General features: G+C 47.5%; 14 protein-coding genes. 10 read left to right on the top strand and 4 right to left on the bottom strand.

The window, feature by feature from the left end:
* Positions 1-51: 51 nt before the first annotated feature.
* Positions 52-585, bottom strand: coding sequence for a prepilin-type N-terminal cleavage/methylation domain-containing protein (locus MARGE09_RS15980; protein WP_236983518.1), 534 nt, complete (start codon positions 583-585; stop codon positions 52-54).
* 177 nt (positions 586-762) lie between these two features.
* A complete protein-coding gene (locus tag MARGE09_RS15985; protein WP_236983520.1) occupies positions 763-2,490 on the bottom strand; it encodes a monovalent cation:proton antiporter-2 (CPA2) family protein in 1,728 nt (575 codons plus the stop codon).
* Between the two features lie 199 nt (positions 2,491-2,689).
* Between MARGE09_RS15985 and purB the strand changes: the two genes are divergently transcribed.
* The 6 genes from purB (at position 2,690) to MARGE09_RS16015 (ending at position 7,876) form a co-directional block, all read left to right on the top strand.
* On the top strand, positions 2,690-4,084 hold the full coding sequence (gene purB, locus MARGE09_RS15990; RefSeq protein ID WP_236983522.1) for an adenylosuccinate lyase: 1,395 nt from the start codon (positions 2,690-2,692) through the stop codon (positions 4,082-4,084).
* Between the two features lies 1 nt (position 4,085).
* Entirely contained in the window at positions 4,086-5,303 is a 1,218-nt protein-coding gene (locus tag MARGE09_RS15995; protein ID WP_236983535.1) for a cupin domain-containing protein, read from the top strand.
* The gene (locus MARGE09_RS16000) at positions 5,254-5,724 is read left to right on the top strand and encodes a GNAT family N-acetyltransferase (protein ID WP_236983537.1); all 471 of its coding nucleotides are present in this window, start codon (positions 5,254-5,256) and stop codon (positions 5,722-5,724) included. The genes MARGE09_RS15995 and MARGE09_RS16000 overlap by 50 nt, the downstream gene beginning before the upstream one ends.
* Positions 5,725-5,741: 17 nt before the next feature.
* A complete protein-coding gene (locus MARGE09_RS16005) occupies positions 5,742-6,242 on the top strand; it encodes a DUF7931 domain-containing protein (RefSeq protein ID WP_236983539.1) in 501 nt (166 codons plus the stop codon).
* A 244-nt stretch (positions 6,243-6,486) separates the two neighbouring features.
* The gene (locus MARGE09_RS16010; protein ID WP_236983541.1) at positions 6,487-6,840 is read left to right on the top strand and encodes a group I truncated hemoglobin; all 354 of its coding nucleotides are present in this window, start codon (positions 6,487-6,489) and stop codon (positions 6,838-6,840) included.
* A gap of 67 nt (positions 6,841-6,907) precedes the next feature.
* On the top strand, positions 6,908-7,876 hold the full coding sequence (locus MARGE09_RS16015) for a 2Fe-2S iron-sulfur cluster-binding protein (protein ID WP_236983543.1): 969 nt from the start codon (positions 6,908-6,910) through the stop codon (positions 7,874-7,876).
* A gap of 13 nt (positions 7,877-7,889) precedes the next feature.
* Here the strand turns inward: MARGE09_RS16015 and MARGE09_RS16020 are convergent, their stop codons facing one another.
* Positions 7,890-9,350 carry an HDOD domain-containing protein gene (locus MARGE09_RS16020; RefSeq protein WP_236983545.1) on the bottom strand — a complete coding sequence of 487 codons (1,461 nt, stop codon included), beginning with the start codon at positions 9,348-9,350 and terminating at the stop codon, positions 7,890-7,892.
* 157 nt (positions 9,351-9,507) lie between these two features.
* On the opposite strand from MARGE09_RS16020, the gene MARGE09_RS16025 reads away from it, so the two are divergent.
* From MARGE09_RS16025 to MARGE09_RS16040, 4 genes are read left to right on the top strand one after another with little or no spacing between them, the layout of a single operon-like run.
* The gene (locus tag MARGE09_RS16025; RefSeq protein WP_236983547.1) at positions 9,508-11,409 is read left to right on the top strand and encodes an extracellular solute-binding protein; all 1,902 of its coding nucleotides are present in this window, start codon (positions 9,508-9,510) and stop codon (positions 11,407-11,409) included.
* A gap of 4 nt (positions 11,410-11,413) precedes the next feature.
* On the top strand, positions 11,414-12,487 hold the full coding sequence (locus tag MARGE09_RS16030) for a microcin C ABC transporter permease YejB (protein WP_255711688.1): 1,074 nt from the start codon (positions 11,414-11,416) through the stop codon (positions 12,485-12,487).
* Positions 12,487-13,524, top strand: coding sequence for an ABC transporter permease (locus tag MARGE09_RS16035; RefSeq protein WP_236983550.1), 1,038 nt, complete (start codon positions 12,487-12,489; stop codon positions 13,522-13,524). The genes MARGE09_RS16030 and MARGE09_RS16035 overlap by 1 nt, the downstream gene beginning before the upstream one ends.
* Positions 13,525-13,526: 2 nt before the next feature.
* Entirely contained in the window at positions 13,527-15,122 is a 1,596-nt protein-coding gene (locus MARGE09_RS16040) for an ABC transporter ATP-binding protein (protein ID WP_236983552.1), read from the top strand.
* A gap of 202 nt (positions 15,123-15,324) precedes the next feature.
* On the opposite strand, the gene MARGE09_RS16045 is transcribed toward MARGE09_RS16040, so the two are convergent.
* On the bottom strand, positions 15,325-16,962 hold the full coding sequence (locus MARGE09_RS16045) for a caspase family protein (RefSeq protein WP_236983553.1): 1,638 nt from the start codon (positions 16,960-16,962) through the stop codon (positions 15,325-15,327).
* Positions 16,963-16,970: the final 8 nt, after the last annotated feature.

A 16,970-nucleotide genomic window follows, 5' to 3' on the forward strand; every position in this document is an offset into this window, starting at 1 on the left:
CAACCGCTTTGGCGCCAACATTAGCAATATAGGCAAAGCTTTAGCTTGGCACTAACGCGCAGAAAACTGAACCTTCTGCGCGCCTTCGGCCGATACCTCTAATACATTAGAGGTGGCACAGTTATTTTGATTAATCGCACTGTGGCAATACTGCGAAGCAAGCTTGCCGTCACGATCAAAATGCATTTCAGATAACATGACCGGCTCGTTGTTATCATTAATGAAGCTTTGGTTTACCTGCTCGGTAATTTTGGTGCGCCACACCACTTTAGAGTGTATGCAAGGCTGCTGGCCCTGGCTTAAATCAATATCGCGGTTAACGATGCGCACCTGCAAATCACTCGATGCAATACATACCACCGCCACCGGCGCCTGCAGCACATCCTCTACTTCCATCGAATGCATAGCATGAGAACGCGCCAAACCAATAGCATGCTGCAATACCGATTCCGTATCGCTAACTTTGGCGCTATTAATCCAAGCTCGGGTAAAAGGCGCGCTCATAATGAACAGCAACGCCAGCAAGGTAAGCGTTACCACCAGTTCAACCAATGTAAACCCTTGCTTGCGGCGCAGTATGTCCATGCTTCCCCCGTTCGGTGCGTATTATTGTAATAATGCCTTTAGTATTACTGCAGCAGTAAATTATCGCACTTAAGAAGGCCAATAAATACAACAAAAGCCACACTTTAGAACCAGACAGAGGTTAAAGTTTGAACGAATCGCCATTTTTAACGCTTAAAAAATCACTTTGTATAGCCCTTATGAGCGAACACTTGGTGTGGGTAGTGCGTCGTAGTTATTGCGGCGGATAACTTCCATGCAGGCATTGGCCTCCTCTCTAGGGAAGCCCAATGCGCACAAAACATGGCCACTGAGCTGCAAGCTGGCTTCAAGTGTTTCAGGTACTACCGTCGTTGCCCCAGAGGCTACCAGCGCGTGGGAGTGGGAGTGGTCCCTGGCGCGAACCAAAATCGGCAAATTGGGCCAACGCTGGCGAATTTGAACAACAACAGCCTCTGTTTGTGCCGCATCATCCGTAGTCATCAACAGTGCCGAGGCCGTATCAGCGCCGGCGCGCTCAAGCACGTCCATTTTATTGCCGTCACCAAAAAATACCGGCTCGCCTTTTTCGCGCAATGTTTGCACGCGCTTTGTATCAGCATCAAACCCCACATAAGGAATACTTTGCTGCGCCAATACAGAGGCAACAGACTGCCCGACCCTTCCAAAGCCAATAATCACCACGTGGTCGTGCAGCCCTTCGGCATCTTCTGGCTTAAGCGTTACCGAGGGGGGCTCTTTTAGCATGGCTAGCTCGACCCGTTTACCCAACCACGCCAACAATGGTGTTAAAGCCATTGATAGGCCGGCTACAACCACCATAAATTGTGCTGTCTCGTTGGGTAAAATGCTGTAGGTCAGTGTTGCCTGCCCAATAACCACAAAGGCAAACTCGCCGGCCTCCGACAATAACAGGCCGGTGCGCAAACTTGCGCCCCAGGTGGGCAAAAAGCAGCGGGCGATGAGCGTGGTGATTACTGTTTTAAGGCCTATTAGCCCGAACACCGATAACAGCACCCAAATACCGCGCTCGAAGGCCAAAACAAAATCGATGCTCATGCCAACACTCATAAAAAATAAGCCCAGCAGCAGCCCTTTGAAAGGCTCAATTTCACTTTCAATTTGATGTCTAAATTCCGTTTCTGCGAGCAATAAGCCCGCAAGAAATGCCCCCAACGCCATCGACAAGCCAGCCATACCGGTTGCAACAGAAGTTGCCAATACCGATAACAAAATCATGGCGGTAAACACATCTACACTGCGCGTAGTGGCGACTACACGAAACAAGTAACGCAGCACATAGCGGCCCAACACCACAATTAATACAACAACAATTATGGCCTTAGCCAATGCACCACCCACGCTAACCCAAAGGCTGCCGCCAGAGTTATCGCCAAAAACCCCCACTAGAATCAGAATGGGCACCACCGCCAAATCTTGTAGCAATAGCACCGCAAAAGAGGCGCGGCCATGCACTGCTGCATTTTCGCCACGCTCGGCCAGCAACTGCATCACCATGGCAGTACTAGAAAGGGCCAAACACAGCCCAATAATAATCGAAGCATTAACTTCGTTGCCCCATAACCATGCGGCAAACGCAATAACCGTACTGCAGATGATCACCTGCAAAGTGCCTAAGCCAAAAATTAATCGGCTAAAGGCCCGTAAACGCTCGAAGGAAAGCTCTAAGCCAATGGTAAATAACAGGAAGATAACGCCCAATTCGGCAACATGCTGCACCCCAGCTACATCGCGCTCCAGCCCCAATGCATAAGGCCCAATAACAGCCCCCACGGCCAAATAGCCCAGTACAGGGCTTATTTTTATGCGCTTAAGTAGCGGTACTAAAATAACCACCGCCACCAAAAAGGCGACTACCTCTAATACATAGGGTACGGCAACAATCGGGTGAGCTTGTGCACTCATAATGATAGAGGTCCTTAACTTAGGTTGTTATATCGGCGGCAGATGCGAATGATTAAACGGGATAATCAGTTGCTCTTATTGTAGGACATGCACTTTACGTGCAAACAGAGCCAGATCAAATACAACTTTGCAATACTGGAAATTTCCGCTGCTGTAGAGTTTCCGCTACAATGCGCCCTTTTTTCAGCTGGTGAGCGTTATGAACCTAACATCTTTGACCGCAGTGTCTCCTATCGACGGCCGTTATGGCAGCAAAACCGAAAGCCTACGCGGCATTTTTAGTGAATTCGGCCTTATTCGTGCCCGCGTAGAAGTCGAAGTTCGCTGGTTGCAACAACTTGCCGCCCACCCCGCCATTACCGAAGTGCCAGCTTTTAGCGCCGAGGCCAATGCTATTCTCGATGGCATTGTCGCCAACTTTAGCGAAGCCGATGCACAAGCCATAAAAGAAGAAGAGCGCGTAACCAACCACGATGTGAAAGCCGTTGAATACTTCATTAAAAAACGCATTGCCGATAATGCCGAGCTAAACGCAGTAACAGAGTTTGTCCATTTTGCCTGCACCAGCGAAGACATTAACAATTTGTCCCACGGGTTAATGCTAAAAAGTGGCCGCGACACCGTATTACTGCCGCAAATGCAGCGCATTGTTGATGCCATTGCCGACTGCGCAGCACAATATGCCAGCACACCGATGCTAAGCCGTACCCACGGCCAAACAGCTTCGCCTAGCACCATGGGTAAAGAATTTGCCAACGTAGCCATTCGTTTACAGCGCCAAATTCAACAGGTCAGCAAGGTGGCCATCCTCGGTAAAATTAACGGCGCGGTAGGCAACTACAATGCCCACATTAGCGCTTATGCCGATGTTGACTGGCAACAAAATGCCGAAGCTTTTGTTAGCTCGCTAGGTTTAACCTTCAACCCGTACACTACACAAATCGAGCCACACGATTACATTGCCGAACTGTTCGATGGCATCGCGCGTTTTAACACTATTCTTATCGACTTTAACCGCGATGTTTGGGGTTATATCTCGATGGGCTTTTTCAAGCAAAAAACCATCGCCGGCGAAGTAGGCTCTTCTACAATGCCGCATAAAGTTAACCCCATTGATTTCGAAAATTCTGAAGGCAACCTTGGTCTAGCCAATGCCGTTTATGGCCACCTAGCCGCTAAGCTACCTATCTCCCGCTGGCAGCGCGATTTAACCGACTCTACCGTATTGCGCAACATGGGCGTTGGTTTTGGCTACAGCAATATTGCCTACGAAGCAGCGCTTAAAGGCATTGGCAAACTGCAAATTAACGAAGAACGTTTAGCGCAAGACTTAGACAACGCCTGGGAAGTATTGGCCGAGCCCATTCAAACCGTAATGCGCCGCTACGGTATTGAAAAGCCCTACGAAAAACTAAAAGCATTAACCCGCGGCAATGTTATTGACCAAGCCACTATTAAGACCTTTGTCGATGGCTTAGATATGCCGGAGCAAGCCAAAACCGAGCTACAAGCGCTAACGCCCGCCAATTACATTGGTAACGCCATCGCCCAAACGCAAGATTTGCCTGCCCAGCTTGCAAAGCTAAAAGCATAAAATGACTGCGCCCCCGCTCAATCATTTAGGTGCGATGCCCGTTAGCGAATTTCTGCGCGATTACTGGCAACAAAAGCCACTTTTTATTCCCAATGCCATACCGGGATGGGAAGCGCCACTGGACGGCAATGACTTAGCGGGGTTGGCACTTGAGCACAGCGTTGAATCGCGACTGATTATTGAAAAAACGTCGAAAGACCCTTTGTGCAGCCAATGGGCTATGGAGCACGGCCCATTGGCCGAAGAGCGGTTTGATACGTTGCCAAGCAGCCATTTTACACTGCTGATTCAAGCACTAGACCAAATATGCCCAGAGCTACACCAACTACTAAACCAATTTCGGTTTATTCCCAACTGGCGCATAGATGACATTATGGCCAGCGTTGCGCCAACCGGCGGTAGCGTTGGCCCACATTTCGATTATTACGATGTATTTTTGTTACAAGCCACCGGCACTCGGCGCTGGCAATTAGGGCAGCAATGCTCGTCGGCATCGCCGTTAGTGCCAGATTGCCCACTTAAAATACTCACAGCGTTCGAAAGCCAAGCCGAATACATCGCCACGCCTGGCGACCTGCTGTACATTCCGGCCAATATGGCGCACTGGGGTGTTGCCCAAAGCGACGACTGCACGACCTACTCCATTGGCTTTCGCTCTCCAAGCTATAGCGATATTTTGCTCGACTTAAGCCAAGATATCGCCAGTACACTAAGCCCAGATACTCGCTACCGCGACCCCGCGCTGAACCCGTTTGGCAGCCAAGATTGCGGCGAAATAAGCCCTGCTGTGGCCCAAACCATTGCCGAACACTGCCAGAGCTACTTTACACCAGAGCGCGTTGCCGCCTGGCTGGGCAAAAGCTTGACTGAAAGCAAGCGTTGCGCGCCGGACGTTACAACCGCTGAGTTTGATACTGATGGCTTAATTCTCGCCGCAGATGTAAGAGCGGCCTATACTCAAAATAAGCAAGGTCACTCGAGCGAGCCTTTGACAAGCCAGAATGTGCACGGCAACACAAATGCAAACGCAAAGTGTGCTACCGTTTTCATTAATGGCGACCAATGGCAGACCAGTTTGTCTCTCGCCCGCGCGTTATGTAACTATACTATTATTCAGCCCGAGCATTATTGCAGCGAAGACCAAGCCATCATTGAGCAGTGGATTGACCATGAATACCTTAACTTGCCAGACGCCGCCCACGCTAGTACCCATTGTTAAGGTACGCCAAGTGCGCTGGCCCGCACAGGCCTCAGAGCTAGAAAGTATTCGCGAGCAAGTCTTTATCAAAGAGCAAAACGTACCGCCGCACCTCGAATGGGACGGCCTAGAGCAAGATTCCCAGCATTTTATTGCCTACCATAACGGCACGCCGGTGGGCACTGCCCGCCTAGTAAAGCACCATAAACTAACCCGCATGGCCGTACTTAAAAATTACCGCAACCAAGGCGTGGGCGCAGCATTGCTTAAATCGGTGTGCCGCTCGGCCCTGCATGCCGGTATGGACGAGCTAATCGCCGATGCTCAGCTAGATGCCCTAGGCTTTTACCTGCAACACAACTTCAAAGTGACCGGTACCAGCTTTTACGATGCCGGCATTTTGCATAAACCTATTAGCAAAGCACTTAACTCCACGCCATAGGTACTCTTTTGGTAACCATGGACGACAGCCAAAATACAACCGGCATTTATCGCTTCGACAGCGTGGATACCGCCAAGCAATACTTAACCGCCTGCACTGGCCTTGCCATTCGGCACATTGATATATTCTCGAACCAACTCGACGGCCACCTATTTAATCAACCCGAGTTTATCGCAAACGTGTCGTCACTTGCCCGCAGCTCTCGCCAAAGCCGCATTCGGGTATTGGTGCAAAACAGCCAGCCCTTATACGGCTGCAATCACGACCTAATCACCCTTATTCAACGCCTACCCTCGGCCGCAAAACTCAAAGTCTTAAACAAAGACCAGCAAAGGGTTGAAACCGGCTTTTGCATTAGCGATAAAAAAGCGATGGTATTTTTTAATAACGAAGAAAGCGCGGTTGGGTTTTATTGCGAACAGGCGCGCGCCGAAGCAAGGCACGCGCTGGAAGCCTTTGACAATTTATGGGAAAGCCAAAGCGATATAGACCCCGAATTTAAAACGTTCACCCTGTAAGTTTTTTGCCGAAACACAGCCCAAGTGTTTTTTGATTTGCATCATCAAAAGCGCTTTTCGCCACAGCTTTACCCACAACGCGCGATGCTTTTTACCGCCATCGTGCTAGCCTTTAACCACTCGCATTTACAGCCTTACTGAGCCGCCACAAAAATGGGCTGCCCAAAGTTTAATCAAGCACGCCTAACCGCTAACAACTAGACTCAGTAAGCTGTTAACACATACATCACCACCGGAGCAAACCATGAGCTTATTTGAACGCATTGGCGGCGCGCCCGCCGTAGACGCCGCTGTCGACATCTTTTATCGCAAGGTATTAACCGACGACCGCATTAGCCATTTTTTCGATAGCGTTGATATGGACGCTCAAATCGCCAAACAAAAAGCGTTTTTGACCATGGCCTTTGGCGGGCCTAACAACTATTCCGGCAAAGACATGCGCGAAGCACACAAACACATGAACCTCACCGAGGAACACTTCAACGCTGTTGTCGAAAACCTAGCAGCCACCCTTACCGAGCTGGGTGTAAAAGAAGACGATATTAATGAAATCGCCGGCATCGCGATTAGCGTAAAAGATGACATTTTAAATAAATAACAACACTGACAACGCCTGACTCTCAGGCGTTGTCAGTTTAAACTTCGACGCACCCTGTGAATACGCCATGACTGTTATCCTCTACCAACCGAATAGCGAGCAATCGCACTCCGTAATATTAAAAGGCGACGAAACGGTATTAGAGGCGCTAGAAGGCGCAGGCTTAGATATTCCCAATGCCTGCAGAGCAGGAGCCTGCCAAGCCTGCAAACTACAAGCAACGCAAGGGCAAGTGCCTGCAATAGCACAACAAGGCTTAACCAATGCCGAAAAAACATTAGGCTATTTTTTAAGCTGCCAATGCCGGCCCAATGAAGATTTGATACTAACCCAACCAGAAGCACAAAAGCGTGCCGCCGTAACGGTGTTGGCCTTAAAAAAGTTTAGCCCCCAAATACTGCAGCTACGGCTGAGTGCAGCATTCCCTTTTGTGGCAGGACAATTCTTTACCCTTTGGCACCAAGGTAATATTGCCCGCAGCTATTCTATTGCCAGTACAGCCGATGAGGGCTTTATTGAATGCCACATAAAAAAGGTGCCCGGCGGCCTATTCAGCCAATACGCGTTTGAGCACCTTAAAGTGGATGACACACTGGAAATACAAGGCCCTACCGGCAGCTGCATATATGCCCCCAAAGATGCCACGCAACCTTTGTTGCTAGCTGGCCTTAGCACGGGTTTGGCGCCTCTTTTTGGCATACTTAAACAGGCTATACAGCAACAGCATTGCGGGCCGATTCACTTAATTTGTGCAGCCAAAAACGTGCAAGGTATTTATTTAGCCGCCGAGCTCAAACAACTAGAGGCCGCCCACACCAATTTGCGCGTAGATTTTGTTGTGCAAGACGGCCCCACCGAAGGGTACACCCAGGCCAGTGTTTACGATTTTTGCAAACAAGCACACCCAAGCACTAAGGGCTACAGCGTTTATTTGTGTGGTGCACAAAGTTTTGTGACGAAATTGAAAAAACAGTGCTTCTTAGCAGGGGCTAACATGGCCGAAATACATGCCGATGCATTTTTAGCCTGCAGCTAAAACGTTATTGCCACTAGCGTTTAGCCGCACCAGACATGGCCTGCAAACAATACTGCGCTTGTGCAGCAAAGTGTAAAAAGCTATCGGCATGGTTCTGCGTGATTAAACCGCCAAAGTCTGCCCGATCTGCGTAAATCAAGCCCGGCTTTTTGCCGTTAACCTCTAGCACATAAATCAAACAATCAACGCCGCCGAGCACTTTGGCTGTTTCTTTTTGGCCCACTGATTTATTTTGCTTAAAAAAGGCATCGTTAACCCAAAGTAAGCCACCCTTTTCTACGGCCTCTACAAATACGTTATCGGCATAGGGGCCAACATCAAAGTTAAACGTTTCTCGCCAATTTTCAGCACCGTACCCTAAGCTATATTTGGCTGTCACCCGAAAATCTTTGATAAAGCCCACAGCCACCCGCTCCATACCAACGCCACGGTGAATACCTTCGATAACCATTTGAAAAATTGTATTCACATTGTGCTTTTGCGCTGCGGTACTCGCTAGCTCGCGCAAAATATTTAGCTGCAACTGAGGGTCGCTTTTCATAATGCGGCTAATTTTAACCGCCGCAGGCTCTGGCCGCTTAAAGGTTTGGTGTCGGCTAGGGATCATATGGCAAACATCGCTGGCCCCATATTGCCGCGCAACATCGAGCGCCAATTCGGCTTGCTCCTGACAGTTCGCCAAGCATTCGTCGGGCTCTAGGTAGGTATAACGCGAAACCTCTTCGAGCAGCTTTTTCATGCCTGGCGAATCCCACCCTTTTAACGCAGCGCGACTGATTTTTTCCCCTAGAATAACCGCCTGCGCTTTTGCCGATGGCTCTTTGCCTGGCACCAGAGCTTCTTCTAGCGTCGCGCCTAGCTTCCACTGGCGCGCCAAACCTTTGGTGATTTTGTTAAAGCTCGTTCCTAGCACCTCTTGTGCGGCTTCTGTTCTAGCCTTGGTGCTATCTGTAACGAGCGCATCATTTTTACTGGTAACATCGGTCGAGGACCAGTACGCCATTTCACCGAGGTTATAAAGCAGCGCTGCAATAAAAACCTCTTCGGCGGCCTCCTCATCTTGCGCCGCCATCAAGGCCCGCGCTTGTGTAGCGGCATGAAAGCCTTGCGCCACCAGTTCCAGCATTCGCTCTTTAGCGCCATTTTTTAACAGCGAATCAATCAACATTAAAGAGATACAAATGGCCCGCATACCCTTCAGGCCGATAATGACAATGGCGCGGCTAACGGTATTAACGCGCCCCTTAGAGCCGCTGTATTGCACACTGTTAGCAATGCGTAGCACGTGTGATGTGAGATTTGGGTCGCGCAGGATCAACTCGGCTAGATGGTTAAGGTGTGCATCATCATTTTCAGATAGCTTATTCAGCTCGGCAATTACCGTCCCTGCCACAGGCATGTTCTGACGCATTAAGCGGCGCACCCAATAATCGGTGCCTTTACCTTCCTTTTCGAACTTAAACGGTTGCAGCATGTTTAACCCTACTTTTCAGCCGTACAGCCAATACCTTAGAAGCTTCGTCGAACTCAATCCTGTATGCTTGGTCTATAGTTGACTTGCGCGCCAACGACAAGATATTGTCGAATACAGGCCCGCTAGCGTCGCCTATACTCAGAAGCCATAAAAACAATTGATTACCTATTTAAAAAGTAGCATCAAATTGGTAACTTGTGCCCACTTGTCTTATAGAAGGTTGAAAAACGTGCCCATTCGAACTTTGTTTGTTTTTTGCGCAACTATTATCCTCTCATCAGCTTGCTTTGCTGAGACTATTATTAAGTCGCATGCACTCACCAAGTACGGCACTCCTAAGTACCCTAAAGACTTCACGCGGTTTGAATACACCTCAGAAAACGCGGTAAAGGGTGGCGAGGTTAGGATTTCAGAGTTTGGCAGCTACGATAGCCTGAACTACTTCATACAAAAGGGCGTTGCAGAGCGAAACTGCACTCTGATGTACGACTCATTAATGGTCAGCTCCGCCGATGAACCCAACACCATGTACGGCCTAATCGCCGAAAGCATTGAATACCCTAAAAGTAAACAGTGGATAATCTTTAACCTTAACCCAAAAGCAAAATTTTCCGACGGTAAAGCTGTGACCGCGGAAGACATAAAATTCACATTTGAGACGCTAATTGAACACGGCGACCCAGTGTACAAAATGTATTTCGCTGATGTTGGGAAAGTAGAAATCTTATCACCCCATAGAATAAAATTTGATATCACTAACCCTGAAAATAAGGACTTATTAAACGCATTGGCAGGATTGCCTGCATTCCCCAAACACTTCTGGAAGGGTAAAGAATTCGCCAAAAGTGGGTTAAGTATTCCTATGGGAAGCAGTGCTTACAAAATTGAAAGATTTGATGCTGGAAGATCTATCACATACGTTAGAGATAAAAACTATTGGGCTAAAGATCTAAACGTCAACAATGGCATGTACAACTTCGATAAAATTTACGTTGAGTACTATCGAGACCAGGACGTGGATTTCGAAGCATTCAAAGCAGGCTCTTACGACTACCTTTACGAAGCAACATCAAAAACATGGGCAACAGGCTATGATATAGAACCTGTACACAAAGGAAAAATAAAGCGCCTCGAGTACGAAGATGAAATGGCTCAAGGCGTAAGCGGCATATTCTTCAACTTGCGAAAGCCTATGTTAAAAAATCGTACTTTGCGCCAAGCCATGAGCCTTGCCTTCGACTTTGAGTGGACCAAAAAGAATATCTTTTATGGGTCCTACAGCAGAACAAACAGTTTTTATGAAAACACAAAATATGCTGCGCAGGGAACGCCTAGCAAAGAAGAGCTTGCACTATTATCACCCTTCCGAGATCAACTACCTCCCGCAGTTTTTGGCCCAGCCTATCGCGCAACCGAAACCGATGGTAGCGGTAATAACCGCAAACAACTTAGAGAAGCCAAAAAAATCCTTGATGAAGCCGGCTACAACATCATCAATGGCAAACTCATTGATCCCGCATCAAATAAGCCAGTCGAGATGGAAATTATCATTAGACAGGCTGGACTAGAGAAAGTACTAAACCCTTGGATTGCCAACTTAAAGAAAATAGGCATCATTGTTAAACTTCGAATAATGGATTTAGCACAATGGAGTAATCTTCTCGAGGTTTATGACTACGATATAGTTTGGCTAGGTTTTCGAGGCGTAGACATCCCCAGTAATGAGCAAGCATTGCTATGGGGTAGCGAGAACGCAGACGTTGAGGGTGGCGCAAACTATATGGGTATTAAAAATCCCGCCATTGACAGCATAATTAAAAAACTAATTGCAGCCACTAATGATGAAGAGCGAATAGCAGCCGCGCGCGCACTCGATAGAATATTAACCCACTCACACTATATCGTTCCTCTTTACCATTCAAAAACCAATCGCCTCGCATTTTGGGACAAATTTTCATACCCTGAAAAGCGTACTACTTATGATTTCCGCCATGAGATTGGATTTTACACATGGTGGTACGATGAAGAAAAAGCCAAGAAGCTAAAGCAAACAAAATAGTCGAATGTCCAACTACATACTCAGAAGGCTATTACTCATTATCCCAACGTTGGCAGGGATAATGCTGATTAATTTTATTATTGTTCAATTCGCACCCGGTGGGCCAATTGATCAAGCCGTTGCTAGTTTAAAGCAAGGAGCGGCAATGCATGATCAAAGCCTAATAGGCGGGAGCCTAGATGGTGCCGCTGCTTCTGGTGATCCTTCCATGCAGCGCGGGATTCCACCAGAAATAATGGCACAAATAAAAGCGCAATATGGATTTGACAAACCACCGATTGAGCGTTTTTTCATTATGATAAAAAGCTACGCTCTATTTGATTTTGGAGATAGCTTTTACCGCGACAGCTCCGTTATAGACTTGCTCATAGACAAAATGCCCGTCTCCATATCCTTAGGGCTATGGAGCACATTGCTTATCTACTTAATATCCATCCCACTTGGCATCAAAAAGGCACTTCGCCACAATAGTTCTTTTGATATATGGACTAGCTCCGTCTTTATTGTAGGCTATGCCGTGCCGGGTTTTTTGTTTGCAATGATTTTAGTCGTTGTATTTGCCGGCGGCAGTTATTTGGATTGGTTTCCGCTACGCGGATTAACATCAGACAACTTTGCCGAGCTAACACTCGCCGGTAAAATAGCCGACTATTTCTGGCACTTGGCGTTACCCCTTACGGCCTATACGATTGGCGGGTTTGCTACCTTAACACTGTTAACCAAAAATTCCTTTTTGGATGAAATCAACAAACAATACGTTACTACTGCCATTGCCAAAGGCTTAGACGACAAACAAGTGTTGTACGGCCACGTATTTCGCAATGCCATGCTCATTATAATTGCGGGTTTCCCATCCGCGTTTGTCAGTATGTTTTTTACAGGGTCACTTCTGATTGAAGTTATTTTTTCTTTAGACGGCATTGGCCTACTCACCTACGAGGCGATTGTTAATCGCGATTATCCGATTGTTTTTTCAACGCTGTACATTTTTACCCTGCTAAGCCTACTCCTTAAATTATTATCTGATTTGGTATACCACTGGGTAGACCCTCGTATTACTTTTGAAGGGGGGCGCTAATGGGCACATTAAGGCAAAAACTTAGCCCCCTCGCACAGCGAAGGTTGGATGTTTTTTGGGGGAACCGCCGCGCCAAGTGGAGCTTGTGGATTTTTAGCGTTTTATTTTTTATCTCAATGTTTGCCAATGTTATTGCTAACGACAAACCTCTGATAGCCAACCAGAATGGCAATTGGTATTTCCCTGTTTTTAAAACCTACCCAGAAACACAATTCGGCGGCGACTTTGAAACCGAGGCTGACTATACCGACCCCTATGTTATAGAGCTGATCGAAAGCGACGGCTGGCTCTTATGGCCCCCTATCCCCTACAACTATAAAACGCATATTAGTAATTTAGATAAACCTGCACCCTCGCCACCAACAGCAAAAAATTGGTTAGGCACAGATGATCAAGCAAGGGATGTGTTAGCACGCTGTATTTATGGCTTTAGAGTATCCATATTATTTGCATTAGGCCTAACCATTGGCAGCAGTATTATCGGAATTTTTATCGGCGCTATCCAAGGCTACTTTGGCGGCAAAATAGATTTAATAGGCCAGCGTTTTCTCGAAATTTGGTCCGGCTTACCCGAGCTTTATCTACTCATTATTATTTCAAGCATGATTACCCCTAACGCTTGGTGGCTACTGTTAATTATGTTGTTTTTTAGCTGGACGCGTTTAGTCGACCTTGTGCGCGCCGAATGCCTTCGTGTACGCAACTTTGAATACGTTAAAGCCGCCAAAGCATTAGGCGTTAGCGATGGTAAAATCATCATTCGTCACGTACTGCCTAACGCCATGGTCGCCACCATGACCTACATGCCTTTTATTTTAGCTGGCGCCGTCTCCACATTAACCGCTTTAGATTTTTTAGGTTTTGGATTGCCGCCGGGCTCTGCCTCGCTTGGCGAGCTAGTTATGCAGGGTAAAAATAACTTACATGCGCCCTGGCTGGGGCTAACTGCATTTTGTGTTTTGTCTTTAATGCTAACGCTCATGGTATTTATTGGCGAAGGCGTACGCGATGCTTTCGACCCTCGCCTTAAGGTTTAACTATGTCTACGCTACCACTACTGAGCATTCGCCATTTAGATGTTGCTTTTAACCAGCAAGGGCAACATTCGCTGGTTGCCGAGGACATCAACCTAGAGCTTTATGCGGGCAAAACACTCGCCATTGTTGGTGAGAGCGGATCTGGCAAAAGCGTAACGGCCATGTCCATACTGCGCTTACTGCCCTACCCTCAAGCTTCGCACCCGCGCGGTGAAATCTTATTTGCCAGCAACAACTTACTTACATTACCCGAAGCACAGTTACGGAAAGTTCGCGGCAATGATATCGGCATGATTTTTCAAGAGCCAATGACCGCGCTCAACCCACTCCACACTGTTGAAAAACAAATTGGTGAAGTACTACGTATACACCAAGGTTTAACCAGCCACGACGCGCGTAAAGTAATCATTGAGTGGCTCGGTAAAGTTGGCATCGCACAGCCTGAAAGCCGGCTAAAAAGCTACCCGCATGAATTATCGGGCGGCCAAAGGCAGCGCGTTATGATTGCCATGGCGCTGGCTAACAACCCTAAAATACTCATTGCTGACGAACCCACAACCGCCCTTGATGTTACCGTGCAAAAGCAAATACTCGATCTGATCGAGACACTTAAGCAAGAGTCACAAATTGCTGTCATGTTGATCAGCCACGATTTGGGCGTGGTGAAGCGTTACAGCGATGAAATCGCCGTTATGCAAAAAGGTAAAATCGTCGAGCGCGCAACCCCAACCGCCCTATTTAGCACACCACAACACCCTTATACCCAAGCGCTAATTTCAGCCGACCCCAAGGGTAGCCCGCTCAAAAACACACAAAACAACAGTAATTGCTTAAGCGCTAAAAACGTTAGCGTTAAATTCCCACTGAACAAGCCATTATTTCGAAAGCCCACACAATGGCTTTTGGCCGTAAACAACATATCCATTGAAATTAAAAAAGGTGAAACGCTCGGTATTATTGGCGAAAGCGGCTCGGGAAAATCAACTTTAGCCATGGCACTTTTAAGGCTACAAAAAAGCGAAGGTGAAATCATCTTCGAAAACACATCGATAAGCTCTTTATCGAGCGCAAAAATGCAGCCGTTCCGCCAAGCTTTGCAGGTTGTATTTCAAGACCCGTTTGCCAGCCTTAGCCCACGCATGACCATCGCGCAGATTATCGCCGAGGGGTTAGTCGTCTTTAAGAATCGCTTAGAAGGAAGTATTGACGATACGGTTGATCGCGCCTTGCACGAAGTTGGCTTAGAACCCGACATAAAGCATCGCTACCCACATGAGTTTTCTGGTGGACAACGCCAGCGAATTGCCATAGCCCGCGCACTAGTACTGAAACCTCGATTAATAGTTTTAGACGAACCAACCTCCGCACTTGATCGAGCTGTGCAAGCGCAGGTTATAGACCTTCTAAGATCCTTACAGGAAAAATACGGGCTTAGTTATTTATTTATTAGCCACGACTTAAAAGTAGTAAAGGCCTTAAGCCACGACATTATTGTTATGAAAGAGGGGCAAATAGTAGAGCAAGGCCCCGCCAACGATATATTAGCAACGCCCAGCCACCCCTATACAAAAGCGCTACTAGAAGCAGCGCTAAACTAAAGGGCATCTCTAAAAATGCACTTTTTCCGCAATAGCGGCTTACAGGTTTTTGCTCCTGCAAAACCTGTATTCAGCCCATCCATGGACATTAGCTCCGTCCTCGAGTCCTCATTTACACCAAGTAAACTGCGGCTCTCCGGGCGGTGCTTCCTTGCTATCACACAAAAATTACTATTTTTAGAGGTGCCCTAAAGAGCATTTACTAATTCGAAGGCACAAAATAAAAGCTACCGCCCTCGTGGCCTGCTTCCCTTACCGGTTTCATCTCTGGCTTTTGTCGCATAGCTAAGGAGTCGGCCCGCTTAGAAACATTCACCGACAGCAGCGAAAACAATTGGCTATCGCGCAGTGTTTGATCATTTTTTTCGAGAGCGTCAATAAGCGCGCCGGCAAATACTGAATGATTCTTGCCATTGCCATCCAATACGGGGCGCTCACCACCCGAGGAAATAACAACCCGCGAGCGACGCTCCAAGCCAGCCTCAATAGCACTACGAGACATACTGGCATCGCTTAAACCAAATAAATAGGGACTTTTATCTTCGCCCAAGTAGCCCGCAAAACAAGAGTCAGATATCACCAGTACAGAGCGTGCTTTTAAGCGATCAAGGTGATCACTAATAACCGCATTATTGATCCAGTGGCTAATATTGTTTGCCTGAGCATCCACTGGCAACCAGTAACCACGCTCTTTTTTACTAATGCCCGCCGTTGACAGCTCGCCATGGCCTGCATAAAAAATCAGTAGGTTATCGTTTTCAGTCAACTCGGTAAAAAGTTGATTAATCGCCATAAGCACGTCTTTTTCGGAGCCATTGGAAATTAACTGCGTCGTAAAACCATAACGATCTTCCAAAACGGCTTTTAACCGCTCGGCATCGCGCAAAGGCGAGCGCAAATCGTCCAAGAACTCGTAATCTTCGTTACCAATGATTAGCGCAAAGTAACGGCCAAAATTAATATCTTTAGCGACGCGCTCTGCGCCTAGGTCAAATGTCGAAGGTGTTAGCAATTCGTTCTGAGTAAACTTTCGATAGGCAAGACTCATTGAGTCCAACTGCCCTTGCAACCGGGAACGCTCAGAAACAGAGCGCTCGTATAAAGCTCGAAGGGCATTAACATGCTCATCCGCTTCGGCATGGGCCACACGCTTTTTCTCTTGCTGCTCAAGGGCTAACAATTCCGACCCCAGCTCTTGCGCCTTTTTCTCGGAAACAGCCAAAGCCGCTTCAAGAGTCAGCTTTTCCGCTTCCATAGAACGCTTCGCTTCTGTGCTAAGCAGCACGGCGTCTTCACTAACACCAGAGGCCAGCCGGTAATACTCTAAAGCCGTTGCCAAATTGCGCTCGACCCCTTGCCCTTTCTCATACAATAAACCTAAGTTAATTTGAGCACGGGCATAACTTTGCTCGGCCGACTTTTCATACCAATAAGCGGCTTGTTGAAAATCGGATTCAATGCCTAGACCTTTCTCGTAAATCTCGCCGACATAATTTTGCGCCTTGGCATCGCCCGCGCTGGCCATGGGTAACCAAGCTGCTAAAGCGCTTTTATAATCCGCCCTATCGTAAGCGACATATTCGCCACCGCGAATTTCACAATCGTGCGCGGTGGTTTTAATTGCCCGCCGCGCACTAATGTAACGCGCCTGACCTAGCTTTCGTATTTGGCCGGGCAATAGGCAATCAATAACGGCTAGATCATCTTGATGCACAACATCGGCATGGTCATTATCTTGGCTAACGCTATTATCACCAGCACAAGCAGATAGTAATAAGCCTGCAGCAACTAAACATTGGGGGGCGATCCAGCGTTTTGTATTTTTACTCAAAGAAAACAATGAATACT

The organism is Marinagarivorans cellulosilyticus (assembly GCF_021655555.1).
GTDB classification, from domain to species: Bacteria; Pseudomonadota; Gammaproteobacteria; order Pseudomonadales; family Cellvibrionaceae; genus Marinagarivorans; species Marinagarivorans cellulosilyticus.

Excerpts from the sequence above, each read along its gene's own strand:
- MARGE09_RS16000 (WP_236983537.1), top strand. The coding sequence starts at position 5,254 with ATGAATACCTTAACTTGCCAGACGCCGCCCACGCTAGTACCCATTGTT.
- MARGE09_RS16040 (WP_236983552.1), top strand. The coding sequence starts at position 13,527 with ATGTCTACGCTACCACTACTGAGCATTCGCCATTTAGATGTTGCTTTT.
- purB (WP_236983522.1), top strand. The coding sequence starts at position 2,690 with ATGAACCTAACATCTTTGACCGCAGTGTCTCCTATCGACGGCCGTTAT.
- MARGE09_RS16020 (WP_236983545.1), bottom strand. The coding sequence starts at position 9,350 with ATGCTGCAACCGTTTAAGTTCGAAAAGGAAGGTAAAGGCACCGATTAT.
- MARGE09_RS16030 (WP_255711688.1), top strand. The coding sequence starts at position 11,414 with ATGTCCAACTACATACTCAGAAGGCTATTACTCATTATCCCAACGTTG.
- MARGE09_RS15985 (WP_236983520.1), bottom strand. The coding sequence starts at position 2,490 with ATGAGTGCACAAGCTCACCCGATTGTTGCCGTACCCTATGTATTAGAG.
- MARGE09_RS15980 (WP_236983518.1), bottom strand. The coding sequence starts at position 585 with ATGGACATACTGCGCCGCAAGCAAGGGTTTACATTGGTTGAACTGGTG.
- MARGE09_RS16005 (WP_236983539.1), top strand. The coding sequence starts at position 5,742 with ATGGACGACAGCCAAAATACAACCGGCATTTATCGCTTCGACAGCGTG.
- MARGE09_RS16010 (WP_236983541.1), top strand. The coding sequence starts at position 6,487 with ATGAGCTTATTTGAACGCATTGGCGGCGCGCCCGCCGTAGACGCCGCT.
- MARGE09_RS15995 (WP_236983535.1), top strand. The coding sequence starts at position 4,086 with ATGACTGCGCCCCCGCTCAATCATTTAGGTGCGATGCCCGTTAGCGAA.
- MARGE09_RS16015 (WP_236983543.1), top strand. The coding sequence starts at position 6,908 with ATGACTGTTATCCTCTACCAACCGAATAGCGAGCAATCGCACTCCGTA.
- MARGE09_RS16035 (WP_236983550.1), top strand. The coding sequence starts at position 12,487 with ATGGGCACATTAAGGCAAAAACTTAGCCCCCTCGCACAGCGAAGGTTG.